The organism is Neisseria sp. HMSC074B07 (assembly GCF_001810355.1).
In the GTDB taxonomy this organism is placed as follows: domain Bacteria; phylum Pseudomonadota; class Gammaproteobacteria; order Burkholderiales; family Neisseriaceae; genus Neisseria.
Map to the genome: position 1 here is coordinate 22367 of NZ_KV800922.1, position 16992 is coordinate 39358.

Annotated in this window: 14 protein-coding genes; 10 read left to right on the forward strand and 4 right to left on the reverse strand. The window is 52.0% G+C overall.

From position 1 onward, the window contains the following. Nucleotides 1-114 precede the first annotated feature (114 nt). Entirely contained in the window at nt 115-1437 is a 1323-nt protein-coding gene (locus tag HMPREF2726_RS05150; protein WP_060975274.1) for a murein transglycosylase A, read from the reverse strand. Between the two features lie 107 nt (nt 1438-1544). Here HMPREF2726_RS05150 and HMPREF2726_RS14090 point away from each other — a divergent pair, with 107 nt between their 5' ends. Further along, a complete protein-coding gene (locus HMPREF2726_RS14090; RefSeq protein ID WP_168163271.1) occupies nt 1545-1691 on the forward strand; it encodes a hypothetical protein in 147 nt (48 codons plus the stop codon). A gap of 8 nt (nt 1692-1699) precedes the next feature. Here HMPREF2726_RS14090 and HMPREF2726_RS05155 read toward each other — a convergent pair whose 3' ends face one another. Then, the gene (locus HMPREF2726_RS05155) at nt 1700-2497 is read right to left on the reverse strand and encodes a DsbC family protein (protein ID WP_070602492.1); all 798 of its coding nucleotides are present in this window, start codon (nt 2495-2497) and stop codon (nt 1700-1702) included. A gap of 138 nt (nt 2498-2635) precedes the next feature. On the opposite strand from HMPREF2726_RS05155, the gene HMPREF2726_RS05160 reads away from it, so the two are divergent. The 3 genes from HMPREF2726_RS05160 to HMPREF2726_RS05170 all read left to right on the forward strand — a co-directional run bounded on the left by HMPREF2726_RS05160 (nt 2636) and on the right by HMPREF2726_RS05170 (nt 7091). Beyond that, nucleotides 2636-4804 (forward strand): primosomal protein N', encoded by a 2169-nt coding sequence (locus HMPREF2726_RS05160; RefSeq protein WP_070602493.1) that lies wholly within the window; start codon nt 2636-2638, stop codon nt 4802-4804. A gap of 397 nt (nt 4805-5201) precedes the next feature. Then, nucleotides 5202-6089, forward strand: a complete 888-nt coding sequence (gene gluQRS / locus HMPREF2726_RS05165; protein WP_070602496.1) for a tRNA glutamyl-Q(34) synthetase GluQRS — start codon at nt 5202-5204, stop codon at nt 6087-6089. A 270-nt stretch (nt 6090-6359) separates the two neighbouring features. Beyond that, nucleotides 6360-7091, forward strand: a complete 732-nt coding sequence (locus HMPREF2726_RS05170; RefSeq protein WP_003758320.1) for a LytR/AlgR family response regulator transcription factor — start codon at nt 6360-6362, stop codon at nt 7089-7091. 167 nt (nt 7092-7258) lie between these two features. Here the strand turns inward: HMPREF2726_RS05170 and coaD are convergent, their stop codons facing one another. Continuing rightward, nucleotides 7259-7789 carry a pantetheine-phosphate adenylyltransferase gene (gene coaD, locus HMPREF2726_RS05175; RefSeq protein WP_009310819.1) on the reverse strand — a complete coding sequence of 177 codons (531 nt, stop codon included), beginning with the start codon at nt 7787-7789 and terminating at the stop codon, nt 7259-7261. 401 nt (nt 7790-8190) lie between these two features. On the opposite strand from coaD, the gene HMPREF2726_RS05180 reads away from it, so the two are divergent. From HMPREF2726_RS05180 to HMPREF2726_RS05205, 6 genes are all read left to right on the forward strand, one after another. Next, entirely contained in the window at nt 8191-9168 is a 978-nt protein-coding gene (locus HMPREF2726_RS05180) for an ABC transporter substrate-binding protein (RefSeq protein ID WP_070602498.1), read from the forward strand. Between the two features lie 171 nt (nt 9169-9339). Continuing rightward, a complete protein-coding gene (locus tag HMPREF2726_RS05185; RefSeq protein ID WP_070602500.1) occupies nt 9340-10491 on the forward strand; it encodes a PIN domain-containing protein in 1152 nt (383 codons plus the stop codon). A 175-nt stretch (nt 10492-10666) separates the two neighbouring features. Then, entirely contained in the window at nt 10667-11464 is a 798-nt protein-coding gene (locus HMPREF2726_RS05190) for an ABC transporter permease (protein WP_070602502.1), read from the forward strand. Further along, nucleotides 11464-12156, forward strand: coding sequence for an ATP-binding cassette domain-containing protein (locus HMPREF2726_RS05195; protein WP_009310824.1), 693 nt, complete (start codon nt 11464-11466; stop codon nt 12154-12156). The genes HMPREF2726_RS05190 and HMPREF2726_RS05195 overlap by 1 nt, the downstream gene beginning before the upstream one ends. Nucleotides 12157-12489: 333 nt before the next feature. Then, the gene (locus tag HMPREF2726_RS05200; RefSeq protein WP_070440138.1) at nt 12490-13104 is read left to right on the forward strand and encodes a CadD family cadmium resistance transporter; all 615 of its coding nucleotides are present in this window, start codon (nt 12490-12492) and stop codon (nt 13102-13104) included. 283 nt (nt 13105-13387) lie between these two features. Then, nucleotides 13388-14485, forward strand: coding sequence for an NnrS family protein (locus HMPREF2726_RS05205; protein WP_070602504.1), 1098 nt, complete (start codon nt 13388-13390; stop codon nt 14483-14485). Nucleotides 14486-14598: 113 nt separating this feature from the next. On the opposite strand, the gene ppk1 is transcribed toward HMPREF2726_RS05205, so the two are convergent. Beyond that, the gene (ppk1, locus tag HMPREF2726_RS05210) at nt 14599-16656 is read right to left on the reverse strand and encodes a polyphosphate kinase 1 (protein WP_070602506.1); all 2058 of its coding nucleotides are present in this window, start codon (nt 16654-16656) and stop codon (nt 14599-14601) included. Nucleotides 16657-16992 lie beyond the last annotated feature (336 nt).

The following is a 16992-nucleotide window of genomic DNA, read 5'->3' on the forward strand; positions in this document are numbered from 1 at the left end:
GCCTTGTCCTGATTTAAAGTTAATCCACTATAAGAGCGGGCATGGATGGTTTGGATATGGAAAAGGTCGTCTGAAAACTGGTTTTCAGACGACCTTTTGACTTTTTAGCCGATTTTAAGGCTGATAGCTGGGTTTCATGCCGTTGGGCAGGAGTTGCCAGACGTAGCCTGTGGTTTTCATTTTGCCGGCAACCTCGCCTGCTTCGTCGCCGTAGCCCCAGAAGTAGTCCACGCGGACGGCGCCTTTGATGGCGCTGCCGGTGTCTTGCGCCATGATGAGGCGGTTGAGGGCTTTTTTGGTGGTCGGATGGGCGGTGGCGACAAACAGCGGCGCGCCTAAGGTGATGTAGTGGCGGTCGATGGCGCCTGCGTATTCACCCAAGAGCGGGGTGCCCAATGCGCCGACCGGTCCGGCTTCGCTGCTGCCGGTCAGTTCGCGGAAGAAGACGTAGCTGGGGTTTTGTCCCAAGACTTCGGCGAGGCGGCCGGGGTTTTGCTTCATGTAGGCTTTGATGCCCTGCATGCTGGTTTGTGCAAGGGGGAGGTAGCCTTTGTCCGCCATGTAGCGTCCGATGGAGACGTAGGGATGTTCGTTTTTGTCGGCGAATCCGACGCGGATGTATTTGCCGGACGGGGTTTTCAGACGACCCGAACCTTGGATGTGCATGAAGAAGAGTTCGACGGGGTCTTCTGCGTAACCGAGGATGGGGGCTTTGCCGTTGAGCGCGCCGCCGTTGATTTGGTTGCGGGTGTAATAAGGAACGAAGCGGCTGCCTTCAAATCTGCCTTTGAGGGCGGTGCTGCGGGCGGTAATGGGGAATTGGGACAGGTCGGCGGTGTGTGTGCCGCTGTTGTCGATGACGCCGCTGTTGGCACCGGTTTGGCGGATGCGGACGGTGGCTTTGCTGCCTCTCAAATTGGCGGACAGTGGGACGGAAACGAAGTCGTTGGGGATGCCGTAGATGGGGAAGCGGGCTTTGCTTGTGGCTTTGTCATCGCCGAGCAGGACGGGTTCGTAGTAGCCGGTGATGGTGCCGGCGGGGTTGCCGTTGTTGCTGACCTGCCAAGGGGTGAAATAGCGTTCGAAGAAATGTTTGGCTTGGAAATGGTGGAGGGGTGTCTGCATGGCTTGGGCGCAGACATCTTGCCAGCCTGCGCGGTTTTTGAGTTTCTCGCAGCCTAAGCGGAAGGATTGGAGGCTTTTGACGAAGTGTTGGGTACTCCAATGCGGCAGTTCTTGGTGGGACACGACGGTGTAGGTCGCGCCGCCGCCGCTGACGGTGGTGCCGGCGGGGTCGGGTGTGCCGGTGGGGCGGTCCGGGCCTTTGACGGTGGTGGTGTCGACTTCAGGAAGGTTTTTGATGCGTTTGCTCGGGCAGGCGGAGAGGACGGCTGCGGCGATGGTGAGGAGTGTGATGCGGTATAGGTGTTTTTTCATAATGCTGTCTTAAAGGTCGTCTGAAATCTGCCGCCGGATAGGGGGAAACGTATCAAGCGGCTGCGCCGACTTGCTTGGGATGTACTCAGAAAATCGGTTTGCATCGGATGGACAGATTTGCAGACGGGATATTTGGTCCGTTTATTCAAGAGCTTGGGATTTTAACACAGTTTGCCTGCCTGCTTCGGCGGTATGAAAAAGGTCGTCTGAAAACCTTGTATATCGGTTTTCAGACGACCTTTACCGTATCTTGAAGCCAATCTTATTTCTGATTGTCTTCGATGATTTTTTTGAGGTGTGGCATGGGGCTGTATCCGCTTTGGCTGCGGCCGTTCGGGAAGACGAGGGTAGGTGTGCCGTTGAAGCCGAATTGTTCGCCCAAAGAAGTGGTTTCGGCAACGGGATTGTCGCAATTGGCTTTGCCGCTCGGGAATTGGCCTTTGCGCATCCAGTCGGTCCAGGCTTGGGTCGGGTTGGGCTGGCACCACAAAATTTCGGCTTTACGCGCGGCATCGGGGTGCAGGCTTGGAATCGGCATCATGAAGTTGTAAATCGTGATGTCGGTCATTTTTTCAAACTCGTGTTCCAAGCGTTTGCAGTATGGGCAGTCGGGGTCGGAGAAGACGGCGACTTTCAGCTTGCCGTTGCCGCGCACTTCTTTGATGGCTTTGTCCAAAGGCAGGGAGGCGAAGTCGATTTTGTTCAAATCGGCGGCGCGTTCGTCGGTCAGGCTTTTGCGCGTGTTGACGTCGATGAGGTCGCCGACGAACATATAGTCGCCTTTGGCATCGGTGTAAATGATTTGTTTGCCGCTGACAACGACTTCATAAATACCTTGGATGGGGGTTTCGCTGACGCTGATGACTTTCAGCCCTTGGGATTCGTAAATTTTTTCGAGGCGGGCTTTCAAGGCTTCGCCGACTTTGCCTTGTGCGGGTGTGGCGGGCTTGGCAGCGGATGAAGAGGGCGCTGCATTTGCCTGTGAAACGGGCGTTTGCCCGCATGCGGTCAGAGAGATCAGAGCGATGGGGGCTAAGATTTTGATTAATTTGGTTTTCATTTTTAAGTATAAGCGTGTGTCAAGAAAACTCCATTGTATCAAACCTCTGTCATGCCTGCATTGTGTTGAGGCTCAATTTATCGTCTGAAAATAGCTTTCGGCTGTTAAAATACGCAAAAAAATGATTTGCTTGCCTGTATGATCTACCACCGCATCGCCGTAAACGTGCCGCTTTCAGACGGCCTTTTGACTTATTCCCATTCCGAGCCGCTGCCGCAGGGAACGCGGGTGCTTGTGCCTTTCCGCAACAAGACCGTGGTCGGGATTGTGTGGGAAACGGATATTGCGCCCGATATGGATGCGGCGCGGATTTTGGGCGTTCAGACGACCTTTTCGGACGAGCCGCCGCTGCCCGAAAGTTGGCGTGATTTGTTGGCGTTTACGTCGCGTTATTACCACTATCCGACGGGGCAGGCGGTGTTTGCCGCGCTGCCGCAGGGTTTGAAGGAAACGCGCGCGGTGGAAATGCCGCAGCCACCGTTGTTTTACGCGCTGAACGAAGCGGGCAGGGCGCAAACGCCGCCGCCGGCGCGGTTCAACAAAAAAGCGGCTTTGTGGGATGCGCTGCTGTCGTGCGGGATGACGATGGCGGGGTTAAAGCAGGTAAACGCGCAGGCGGCGAAATTGATTGAGGATTGGGCGGAGCAAGGTTGGATTGAAACGACGGAAGCGGCGAAACCCGTTTTAAGGTCGTCTGAATTTCAGCTCAACGCCAACCAGCAACAGGCTTCCGATGAAATTCAGACGGCCTTCGGCAGCTTTCAGCCGTTTCTGCTGTACGGCATCACCGGCAGCGGCAAGACCGAGGTGTATTTTGATGCGATGGCGAAAGTGTTGGCGCAGGGGCGGCAGGTGTTGTTTCTGTTGCCCGAAATCAACCTCACGCCGCAGCTTTTAAAGCGGGTGGAAAACCGTTTTGCCGATGTACCGACCGCCGTGTTGCACAGCCAGATGGCGGCAGGCAGGCGCACGCAGGATTATCTGCGCGCGATGTTGGGGCAGGCGAAGCTAGTGATCGGCACGCGGCTGGCGGTGTTCACGCCCTTGCCTGATGTCGGGCTGATTGTGGTCGATGAGGAACACGACGGCTCGTTCAAACAAGACAACGAATTGCGCTACCACGCCCGCGATTTGGCGGTGTGGCGGGCGAAGCAGAGCGGCAGCCCCGTTGTGTTGGGCAGCGCCACGCCCAGCCTGGAGAGCTGGCACAAGGCGCAAAGCGGCGCGTACCGCCTGCTGCAACTGACCGAGCGCGCCCATACCGCTGCGCAACTGCCGCAAGTGGATATCCTCAACGTAGGTCGTCTGAAACTCGACAACGGCTTCTCGCCGCAAGCCTTGCAGCTTTTGAAACAGAATTTTGAGGCGGGCGGCATGTCGTTGGTGTACCTCAACCGGCGCGGTTTCGCGCCCGCGCTGTTTTGCGGCGACTGCGGCCATACCTTCGGCTGTCCGAACTGCTCCGCCAAAATGGTGCTGCACCAACGCGCCCGCCAACTGCGCTGCCACCACTGCGACCACCGCGAACCCATCCCGTTCAAATGCCCTGACTGCGGCAACCAAGACCTGACCGCCGTCGGCCACGGCACGCAGCGCGTCGAAGAAACCCTGCGCGCCTTCCTGCCCAAGGCCGCCGTCGTCCGTGTCGACAGGGACAGCACCGCGCACAAAAACGACTGGGCTGATTTGTACCGCCGCATCGCCGACAATGAAATCGACATTTTGGTCGGCACGCAGATGCTCGCCAAAGGTCATGATTTCGCGCGGCTCAACCTCGTTATCGTGTTGAACGCCGACGGCAGCCTGTATAGCGCGGATTTCCGCGCGCCGGAAAGGCTGTTTGCCGAGCTGATGCAAGTGTCCGGCAGGGCGGGGCGCGCCGACAAACCGGGCAAAGTATTGATACAAACCCAACTGCCCGAACATCCCGTCTTCGCCGCCGTCAAAGCGCAGGACTACGCCGTGTTTGCCGAAAACGAATTGAACGAGCGGCAAATGTTCGCCATGCCGCCTTTCGGTTTCCAGACCGCCGTCCGCGCCGACGCGCCGCGCGTTGCCGATGCGATGGAATTTCTCAACGCCGCCAAAGAAACCCTCGCCCCGCTTTTACCCGAAAGCGTCTCCCAGTTCGGCGCCGCCCCCATGCTGATGGTGCGCCTTGCCGAACGCGAACGCGCGCAAATCTTCCTCGAATCGACATCCCGACAGGATTTACACCGCGCCGTGAGTTTGTGGGTGCAGGTGTTGCAGCAAAACCGCGACGGCAAAATCAGATGGTCGGTGGATGTGGACGCGCAGGAAGCGTAAGCGGAATAGGGAAGGGGTCGTCTGAAAAAGCGGAAGAGGCATTTTCAGACGACCTTTTTGTTTATAGTGGATTAACTTTAAACCAGTACGGCGTTGCCTCGCCTTGGCTCAAAGAGACATTCTCTAAGGTGCTGAAGCACCAAGTGAATCGGTTTCTGTACTGTCTCTGTACTGTCTGCGGCTTCGTCGCCTTGTCCTGATTTAGTTAAGCCACTATAGTAACGTCTTGATGGTTTGTGAAAAGCAGCAAGGTTAGGATGAGCGGGGTTAAAAACATTTGGGCCTTCGCAAAAGCCCTACGATAAAATACGCGGCATGAAAGTCTGATGCTGCGCCGCTGTTTGCAGTTCAGGCTTTGCCGACATATCGCCCATTTTGAGTTCCATACGGAGTTTGCATGTATATAGGACGCTTCGCCCCCAGCCCCACCGGTTTGCTGCACATAGGCTCGCTGCTGACCGCTTTGGCTTCTTATGCCGATGCGCGTGCCAACGGCGGCAAGTGGCTGGTGCGTATGGAAGACTTGGATCCGCCCAGGGAAATGGCGGGCGCCGCCGCGCATATTTTGCACACATTGGAAGCGTTCGGCTTTGAATGGGACGGCGAAGTCGCCTACCAAAGCCGACGGAACGGGCTGTATCAAGAGGCATTGGGTCGTCTGAAAAGTGAGGGGCTGGTATATCCTTGTTATTGCAGCCGTAAAGACTGGCAGGCGGCGGCAACGGCGGGGGCGGACGGATTTGTGTACAACGGGCGTTGCCGCGTTCCGGCGCAAAGGCCTGAAGCGAATGGGAAAACGCCTGCTTGGCGGATTGCCGTTCCCGACAGGACGATCGGTTTTCAGGATGAAATTGTCGGCTATTACGCCCAAAATCTGGCACACGATATCGGCGATTTCGTCCTTCTGCGTGCGGACGGTTTTTGGGCGTATCAACTTGCCGTAGTCGCGGACGATGCCGAACAAGGAATCACGCATATCGTGCGCGGTCAGGATTTGCTGGTGTCTACGCCGCGTCAGATTTATTTGCAGCAATGTCTCGGCGCAAACATGCCGCATTACGCGCACCTGCCTTTGCTGGTGAATTCGCAGGGGCAGAAATGGTCCAAACAAACGCTTGCTCCCGCTTTGGATTTGAACCGGCGCGAAGCGCTTTTGCGGCAAGTGATGCGTTACCTCAATCTTCCCGACGCACCCGAAGTCGACCGACCCGAGGAATTGTTGGCGTGGGCGGTTTTACATTGGGAGATACGGGCGATACCGGTTAATGACATAGTCACGGAGTAAATTTGCAACAAATTACTTGAGGTATTACTTAAATTTTTTAATTTTTGTAAGTAATCGCTTGTTTTTTGGATAAAGTTAACAGAATTAAGGTATATTCCTAAACACCTCAAGACCACTTTCATTTCAGATGAATGTTTGGCCTGTCTGCCAAAACGGCAGAAAGAGGCAACCGTATGAGAAAAATGTTTCAACATACCGAAAACACGCGGGAACGTTGTGTATTGATTTAAAATTCACATTCGTATTTAAAATAACAAAGAAAAAAAGATTATGTTAAGTGCCATTATTGTTGAAGACGAAGTGCTGGCAGCAGAGCGTTTACGGGTCTTACTTGAAGAATGCAATGTCGTCTTGCTTAATGTATTCCACCATGCCCAGCCGGCATTGGATTGGTTGAGCATACATGAAGCAGATATCGTATTCGCCGATATCGGCCTGCCTGAAATCAACGGTTTGGAGTTTGTCGAGCGCATCAAGCGCGGTGCCAAACGCCAGCCCGAAATTATTTTCACCACCGCCTATGAAGAACACGCCCTGCGTGCCTTCGAATTGGCTGCCGCCGACTACCTGCTCAAGCCCATCAGAATGACCCGTCTGCAAGCGGCGCTTGACCGCGTCGGCGAGAAATACCGCGAAAAAGCCGACGATTTCACCCATTTCACCGTCTTCAGCCGTGATCTGATGATTGAAATCCCATGGCAGCAGGCGCGTTACTTATTGGCGGAACATAAAACCGTATTCCTGATTACCGGCGACGGGCAGCGATACGAATTGCCCAAAACGCTGGTTTCTTGGGAAGAGCTGCTCGGAGACAAAGTAATCCGCATCCACCGCAACGCCATCGTGTTCCGACACACCTTAGACTGCCTTATCCGCTTGGATGAAGAGGAAGACGAGAGCAATGCCATTTGGGGCGCGAAGGTCTTGGACGTACCCAAACCGCTTCCCGTCAGCCGCCGCCAATTGGCAACCCTGCGCAAGATTCTGAAAAAACAAATCTGATGGCGGCTTTGCCGCATCATCAACAAAGCCCTGCCTTTTGGCAGGGCTTTTGTTTTTCAGACGACCCCTTGTCGTGAACCGACACGGTAGTCGTAACAAGGCGGCAGAGTAGCGGATGGATAAGATTAGGATAAGGCGGGACAACACGTTATCCCGTTTTCCGAACCTTATCGCGATACGCCGTCATTCGCCGTTTTATCATGATCCCGCACGATTTTGTCGTATACGGCCTCGGGCAGGTAGCGGCGTATCATGTCGCGCCAGCCGTCGGGACCGACCAAGCCTTTGACCATGGTGGAAGATACCTCGGCGATTTCGCGCGGCGGCATCAGGAAGACCGTCGAAATTTCGGGTGCAAGGTCGCTGTTGATATAGCGCATGGAGCGTTCGTATTCGTAGTCGGCGGCAGAACGGATGCCGCGAACGATAAATCCCGCGCCGATTTCGCGCGCGTAGCGGACAAGGAAGCGGTTTTCAAATACGCAGATGCGAACGTTGGGGAAGTCGCCCGTAATCGCTTCGAGCATGGCGCGGCGTTCGTCTATGGTGTAGGTGTTGCGTTTTTCAGGGTTGATGCCGATGGCGACGACGAGTTCGTCAAAAAGCGCCTGCGCTTCTTTTATCATCCAAAGATGACCGAGCGTCGGCGGGTCGAAACTGCCTGCGTAAACAGCGCGGCGCGGGGGAATCGTTTTCATGGAAAGTAGAGTGAGTGATGGCAGCCGTCAGCATAGCGGGCGGGGGCGGGAATGTCAAAAAGGTCGTCTGAAATACACAATCAGTCCGTATTGGGGCGAAACCGGGTTTTCAGACGACCCATTCATTAAAACATGATTGATATGAAATCAAGCGCATGAAGATTTGCTTCAGGCGGTTTAAAGCAATAACGCGGCGACACCGGATAGCCTTCCTTTACTTCGAAATCCTTTAATAGCATAATAAATAGAAATTATTATCAAAATTTATCCGTATTAGGCAAATGGGCGAAAGTGCATTTGTATAGTGGATTAAATTTAAATCAGGACAAGGCGAGGCAACGCCGTACTGGTTTAAAGTTAAGCCACCATATTTCAGACGGATTCGATATGGAGATTGGAAAATGGAACTGAAAAGACGTGATTTCTTAAAAATGACCGCCGCACTGGCTGCGGCAGGGGTTTCGCCTTCGCTGTTGGCGGCGGGGAAAGAGCAATTTACCATTTACGGCGCGCCGGCGATGCCCAGCGTAACCATTGCCGTAGCGGCGTTGCAAGGCAAGCTGGCGAAGCAGGCGGATGTGTCGCTCAAGGTTTGGCGTTCGCCCGACCAACTGCGTGCAGGCGTGGCGAGCGGGCAATTTAAAGTGATGATGAGTCCGAGCAATGTCGGCGTAAACCTGCGCAACCAAGGGCAGAAAGTCGGCATGGTGAATATTTTGACCAACGGCATCACGCAGTTGGTCTGCAAAGGCAGCGCGATTGCCTCGCCGCAGGATTTGGTCGGCAAAAAAATCCTCGTGCCGTTTAAAAACGACATGCCCGACATCGTGCTGCAAGCCTTGTTGAAAAAACTGAAAATCGACGCGCACAAAGTCGGCATCACTTACACCGCCACGCCGCCCGAAGCGGTGGGACTGTTTTTGAGCAAGGACTACCACGCCGCCATCCTGCCCGAACCGATGGCGAGCGCGGGTATGCTCAAAGGCAAAACCATGGGCGTAAACGTCGTGCGCGGCTTTGATTTGGTGAAGGCATGGGGGCAGGCGTTTGACACCAAACCGCTGATTCCGATGGCGGGCATCATCGCTAACGAAGAATATTTCCACGCGCACAAGGCGCAGTTCGACATCTTCCATCAGGATTTGAAAAACGCGCTCAACTGGATACTCGCCAACCGCCAAAGCGCGGCAAAAATCGGCAAAAACTACCTCCCCGCCCCCGAACCCGCCCTAGTCATGGGCTTGGACGGCGCGCGGCTGGCGGTAACCAAAGGCAGTGAAGTGAAGAACGAGATTTTGAAGTTTTACGAAATCCTGATGCAGTTCAACCCGAAACTTCTGGGCGGCAAGCTGCCGGATAACGGATTCTTCTTGGCTTAAAAGGAGGGAGAGGTCGTCTGAAAAGGGGTTGTATTGGGGAATCCAATATACCCTTTTCAGACGACCTATCAGATAATAGTTAGAACAGTACACAAAAAGCCGTCGGATTGTCTGAAATGTTGGGTCATAACCCAACCTACGTATGCTTTGGTAAATAAAAAGGTAATAAACATGGATGAAACTAATAAACATTATTCCGCATTAACAATTGATACTTCAATCTTTAAACAAAATGGATTGAAATTAAAGAAAGGATTATTAGCAGAATTACATCAATTTAAAGATAATCCAATAAAATTAATTTTAAGTGATATTGTCTATCGCGAGCTCAAATCTCACCTCGATAAGAAGGAAAAAGAGACAAAAAGTAAAATTGAATCAGCTTTAAATGATACGTCTGATTATCTAAATTGTTGTATAGATGATATGGAGAAAATAAAATCACTTATTAAGATAAATTATGAAATAGAGAATATACCTAACTTAATATTGGAAGAATTTATAAGAAAATGTGGAATTGAACTTGTTAAAGGGGAAGAATATTGCGAGATAAAATCTTTAATTGATATGTATTTCCTACATTGTGCCCCTTTTAAAGAATTAGGTAATAAAAAGAATGAGTTTCCAGATGCTATTGCTCTATTATCATTACAGTCTTGGGCGGAAGAAAATAATGAAAATCTGTTAGCTGTTAGTCTAGATAATGATTGGAAGAATTTTGCACAAGGTAAAGATAATATTGAAGTTATTGATGACCTAGCAAAAGCAATGGACATTTTAAACAAACAGACTAATGAAGCTTTGGATTCTATAATTTATGAAATAGAATTGGATTTAAGAAAAAACCAAAATAGTAGAATTTTTGGAAGTATGTATTCTGCCATTGAAGATAGTATAAGTATTTCTGAAATTTATGCTGTATCACCATTTAAATACTATATTGATGATGAACAATTAAGCTTAAAAGATATTTATATATTAACAGAGGAAGATGAAAAAAGATTAAGAATATATATTATTGATTACGGTTCGGATAAAATTACTATCAGTATTCCCTGTGAAGTTATTTGTGAGGTTGAGGCAGCTTTTAATTTTTCACTTTGGGATTCAATTGATAAAGAAGATGTATCATTCGGTGGAACAAGAAAAATAGTAGAAATATCATATAAAACTGATGTTTTAGTTAATTTATATGGAAACTTCCTAGATGGATTACAGAATATGGATATTGATGAGATAGAAGTTACTCATGACTCAGTATTCGTTGATATGGGAGAGATTTCTCCTTTTGACGATGAAGATTATGGCGATGAATATTATTGAGTTATTTACTACTATATGCAGTAGCCTATAGAAATCCCAAACCAAGGTCGTCTGAAAATAATATTTGGGAAAACCAAACCGTTTCGTTGGATTGCGGCGTTCCGTCTAACCCAATCAACCATTTTTCAGACGACCTACTGTCCCCAGACCATCCCCATCAACCAACACACAAACCATGATTAAAACCGACAAAATCCGCAAACCGCAGCCTGCGGTGTTTTACATCATCGACTACCTTTGGAGCGGCTTTGCCGGTCTGAGCGTGGCGATGGTGGTGGTGGCGTTGTGGGCGTGGGGCAGCGCTGTGTTCGGTGAGTTTATGCTGCCTGCGCCGGTGGAGGTGTTTCAAAAGTCGTTTGATTTATTGAAACATTTTCAGGAAAACGAAATCGGGATTTCGCTGTGGCGGTCGGTGGTGGGTATTTCGGTTGCACTGGTAGCGGGATTGGCGGCGGGGCTGGTGGCGGGCAGTTTTAAGACGGCGATGGCGTTGCTCAAGCCTGTGATTACGGTTTTGTTGGCGATGCCGCCGATTATTTGGGTGGTGATGGCGTTGTTTTGGTTCGGTTTCGGCAATCCGAGCGTGTTGTTTACCATCATTGTGTTGGTTGCGCCGCTGACGTTTGCGAGTGCGGCGGTCGGGATGGCGAGCGTGAACAAGCAGCATGAGGAGTTGTTTGACGCTTATAAATTAGGCCGTCTGAAAAAAATCCGTTATCTGTATATCCCGCATCTGACGGGCTATGTGATTTCCAGCATCGGCGTGGCGGTGGCGATGGGGGTGAAGGTGGTGATTATGGCGGAACTCTTGGGTGCGAGCGAAGGCGTGGGCGCGCTGATTGCGGATGCGAGGGCGATGCTGGAGACTTCGACGGTGATGGCTTATGTGGTGTTGGTCATCGTGTTTGTGTCGCTGTTTGAATACCTGATTACCAAGCCTTTGGAAATTTTGTTTATGCCGTGGAGGAGATGATGCTCTGTCTTGAAAACGTGCGTTTTGAAATTCTCCGCGACCCCATCGTGCGCGATTTCAGTTTGAACCTGCAACATGGCGAAGTGAAAGCCTTGTTCGGGCCGAGCGGCTGTGGCAAGACGACGGTTTTGCGTTTGATTGCGGGCTTGGAAACGCCGAAATCGGGCACGATACGCAATACTTTCCGCAAAACGGGTTTTCTGTTTCAGGAAAACCGCCTGCCGGGAAACTTGACCGCGATGCAGAATATCGCTATTTTTATGGACAAACCCGATGAAGGCGAAATCATCGCGCTGGCGGCGAAAGTCGGGCTGACTGCGGGCGATTTGAACAAATATCCGACCGAATTGTCCGGCGGCATGGCGAAACGGGTAGCATTTTTGCGCCTGCTGCTGTGCGGCTGCGACCTTGCCTTGCTGGACGAGCCGTTCGTCGGTTTGGACCGCGATTTGCGCGATATTTTGGTCGCCATGCTGGTGGAAAAAATCGAGCGGCAGGGCATGGCGTGTATGCTGGTAACGCACGACCGCTTCGAAGCCGCACGCCTGAGCCATGAAATCATGCTGCTTTCCACTAAGGGCATGAACGTGCAAAACGTGATTACCCTGCCTACGCCGCTGTCCGAACGCGATTCGGCTTTTGAAGAAGCCGTGGTGGCAAGAGAGTTTCAGGGGATTCATTATTATGAGTGATAGGAATTTAAATTTCTGACAAACCTTGCGGTTCGTTGCCCTCTCCCTAACCCTCTCCCTAACCCTCTCCCTAACCCTCTCCCACGGGGAAAGGGGATCAGGTTTCTCAAAATCAGAGAGCCGTAGAATTGGGAATCAGATGTCAGGTAAACCTGAAAATGTTCAGGCTCGACAGCCCAATTCCCTCTCCCCGTGGGAGATGGCTAGGGAGAGGGTAAGCAAGCCGCAGGCTTGCCTCTTTAGCGAAAGATACGAATCTGTTATCCGAACGCGATTCGGTTTTTGAAAAAGCCGTGGTGCCAAGGGGGCAGGGGATTCATTATGAGGTGCTTTATGTTTTCGACTGTGATTACTGCTGCTGTTTTATATATTGCTACAGCAGTAGATTTGTTGGTAATACTATTAATATTTTTTGCTAGAGCAAATACTAGAAAAGAATATCGAGATATTTATATCGGACAATATTTAGGTTCTGTAATTTTAATATTAGTTAGTTTATTTCTAGCTTTTGTTTTGCATTATGTTCCGGAAAAATGGGTGTTGGGTTTATTAGGTTTAATACCGATTTACTTAGGTATTAAAGTTGCTATTTACGACGATTGTGAGGGCGAAAAAAGAGCTAAAAAAGAATTGGATGAAAAAGGGTTGTCAAAATTAGTCGGTATTGTTGCTTTGGTTACAGTTGCTAGTTGTGGTGCAGATAATATTGGACTTTTTGTTCCTTACTTTGTGACTTTAGATCTTGTCGACTTATTAGTTACTCTTCTTGTATTTTTAATATTGATTTTTGTTTTAGTATATACAGCACAAAGATTGGCTAATATTTCAGGTATTGGTGAAATTGTAGAGAAGTTTAGTCGTTGGATAATGGCTGTTATTTATATTGGTTTAGGGTTATTTATTATTATTGAAAATAATACAATTCGAACAATAATATCAATAATATGAATGATACGGGCATTTGAATATCTGACGAACCTTGTGGTTCGTTACCCTCTCCCACGGGGCGAGGGGAACAGGTTGCTGAAAATCAGAGAGCGCAGGATTGAAAATCAGATGGCAGGTAAACCTGAAAATGCTCGGGCTCGACAGCCTAATCCCCTCTCCCCGTGGGAGAGGGCTAGGGAGAGGGCAAGCAAGCCGCAGGCTTGCCTCTTTGGCAAAAGATACGGCCCTGTCCGCCCAATAAATCCATATCCGAAAGCATCTTCATGCAGAATCAAGCCAAGTCATGAATAAATTTTTCACCCACCCTATGCGGCCGTTTTTCGTCGGTGCGGCGGTACTTGCCATACTCGGCGCGTTGGTGTTTTTCATCAGCCCCGGCGCCATCGTCCTGCACCGCCAAATCTTCTTAGAACTCATGCTGCCTGCGGCATACGGCGGTTTTCTGACTGCCACCATGCTCGAATGGACGGGCTATAAAGGTCGTCTGAAACCCGTTGCCACCGTCTTGGCGGCGTTGTTGCTTGTTGCATCCGCCCTGCTGCCGTTTGCTCCGCAAACCGCTTCGTTTTTCGTCGCCGGCTATTGGCTGGTGTTGCTGCTGTTCTGCGCTTGGCTGATTTGGCTCGACCGCAATACTAACAACTTTGCCCTGCTAATGCTGCTTGCCGCGTTCACCGTTTTTCAGACGGCCTATGCCGTCAGCGGCGATTTGAACCTGTTGCGCGCGCAAGTGCATCTGAACATGGCGGCGGTCATGTTCGTATCCGTCCGCGTCAGCGTCCTTTTGGGCGCGGAAGCCCTCAAAGAATGCCGTCTGAAAGACCCCGTATTCATCCCCAACGTCGTCTATAAAAACATCGCCATTACCTTCCTGCTGCTGCACGCCGCCGCCGAACTTTGGCTGCCCGCGCAAACCGCCGGTTTTACCGCGCTCGCCGTCGGCTTCATCCTGCTCGCCAAGCTGCGCGAACTGCACCATCACGAACTTCTGCGCAAACACTACGTCCGCACTTATTACCTGCTCCAGCTTTTTGCCGCCGCAGGTTATCTGTGGACAGGCGCGGCGAAATTGCAAAACCTGCCTGCCTCAGCACCCATGCACCTGATTACCCTCGGCGGCATGATGGGCGGCGTGATGATGGTATGGTTGACTGCCGGACTGTGGCACAGCGGCTTTACCAAACTCGACTACCCCAAACTCTGCCGCATCGCCGTCTCCATCCTCTTCGCCGCCGCCGTCTCGCGCGCTGTTTTAATGAACGTGAACCCGATATTCTTCATCACCGTCCCCGCGATTCTGACCGCCGCCGTGTTCGTGCTTTATCTGTTGACGTTCGTACCGATCTTTCGGGCGAATGCGTTTACGGACGATCCGGAGTGAGCGTTTTCGTTTCATTCCCTATTCAATCGCAAGCCCTGTGTCGCCTTAAGTCAAAAGGTCGTCTGAAAATCTCCAATATGGGTTTTCAGACGACCTTTTGTGTTGCTTAAGCGTTAACGCCCGTACATTTCCCACAAACTCTCTTGCAGGCTGAAGGCGGGTTCGCCGTTTTCGGGTTGGGCGCGGGTGTAGCTGCCGTCGGGCTGCATCAGCCAGGCGCGGGTGTTGTCTTGCAGCGCCATTTCGATGCCTTCGTGAATGACGCGGGCTTTGAGTTCGGGCGTGGTAATCGGGGTGGCGACTTCGATGCGGCGGAAGAAGTTGCGTCCCATCCAGTCGGCGCTGGAGATGAAGGTGTCGTCCGCGCCGTTGTTGAGGAAGCAGTACACGCGGGAGTGTTCGAGCTGTCTGCCGATAATGGAGCGGACGCGGATGTTTTCGGACAGGCCTTTGACACCGGGGCGCAGGGTACACATGCCGCGCACGATGAGGTCGATTTGCACACCTGCGCTGCTGGCGCGGTAGAGGGCGTCGATGACGCTCGGCTCAATCAGTGAATTCATTTTGGCGCGGATGCGGGCGGGTTTGCCTACTTTGGCGTGTTGGATTTCGCGCTCGATGCGGTCGATGACCATTTTGTGCAGGGTAAATGGGCTTTGGTAGAGCTTGTTCAGACGACCCGGTTTGCCCAAGCCTGTGATTTCCATAAAGAGGGTGTTCACGTCGGCGGTGATTTGGTCGTCAGCGGTGATGATGCCGAAGTCGGTGTAAATGCGCGAGGTGCCTTGGTGGTAGTTGCCGGTACCGAGGTGGGCGTAGCGTTTGAGCGCACCGTTTTCGCGACGGATGACGAGTGCCATTTTGGCGTGGATTTTGTAGCCGAATACGCCGTAAACGACGTGTGCGCCTGCGTTTTCAAGCTGTTGCGCCCAGTTGACGTTGTTGGCTTCGTCAAAACGCGCCATGAGTTCGACGACGACGGTTACTTGTTTGCCGGCAAGGGCGGCTTTCATCAGGGCGCGGACGAGTTCGGAATTGCTGCCGGTGCGGTAGATGGTCATTTTGACGGCGAGGACGGCGGGGTCGGCGGCGGCTTCGCGTATCATGTGGACGACGGGGTCGAAGGACTGATACGGATGGTGCAGCAGGATGGGCGATTGTTTCGCCAGTTTGAAAATTGAACCGTTCTTGCGCAATGCTTTCAGACGACCTGCTCCGCGTGCGGGAAACTTGAGGTCGGGACGGTCAACCAAATCGGGCACGGCATTAAGACGCACGAGGTTGACCGGGCCTTTGACTTGGTAAAGTTCGGCGGGGGTGAGTTTGAACTGGGCGAGCAGGAAGTCGTGGATGTGGGGCGGGCAGGTGTCGGCGACTTCGAGGCGCACGCCGTCGCCGTATTCACGGTCGTGCAATTCGTTTTGAATGGCGGCGCGCAGGTTTTTGAGGTCTTCTTCATCGACGGTCAGGTCGCTGTCGCGGGTGAGGCGGAACTGGTGGCAGCCTTTGACCGTCATGCCGGGGAAGAGTTTGCCGACGTGGGCGTGCAGGATGGAGGAAAGGAAGACGAAACCGCTGCCGCCTTCGCACAATTCGACGGGCAGGGGAACAACGCGCGGCAGGATGCGCGGGGCTTGTACAATCGCCATGCCGGAGGGGCGGCCGAATGCGTCCGTACCTTCCAATTCGACGGCGAAGTTGAGCGATTTGTTCAGCGGACGCGGGAAGGGGTGCGACGGGTCGAGTCCGATGGGTGTGAGGATGGGCAGCAGCTCGGCGTCGAAATACTGCTCGATCCATTTTTGCTGCCCTTGCGTCCAGTTACGGCGGCGGTAGAAGTGGATACCTTGTTTACTCAATTCGGGCTGTAAAACTTCGTTGAACAGGCGATATTGCTCCTGTATCAATGCTTGTGCCTCGGCGGAGACGACGGCGATGGTTTCAGACGGTGTGGTGCCGTTGTCCAAACGCTCGTGCGGATTCATTTTTTGCGCACGTTTGAGCCACGCCATGCGTACCTCGAAAAATTCGTCGAGGTTGGAAGACACGATGCACAAAAACCGCAAACGTTCCAAAAGCGGCACGTTTTCATCCTGCGCCTGCGCCAAAACGCGGCGATTGAAAGCGAGCAGGCTCAGTTCGCGGCAGAGGATGCGGTTTTGTTCGGGCATGGTGTTCTCCTGAAGCGGGTGGGTCGGACAGTCAATTGGGAAGTATAACGCGTTTCGGACGGGCGGGGCAGTGGTGCTGGATGGGCGGGTGGTTGGCAGGGTGGGAGGTCGTCTGAAAAGGCTGTCGGGGCGTTTTTTGTATGGGGCAAGTGTTTTCAGACGAGGTGTATAAGAATGGTTATTATTTGTGCAAATATTGTTTATTTTTATAGTAAATGGTATCGTTAGCACGATTTTTTAGGGCGAAAGCCGGTCTGAATTTTGCCCGAACTGCCCCTGTCTGTTTTCAGACGACCTTGTTGTAGTGGATTAACTTTAAATCAGGACAAGGCGACG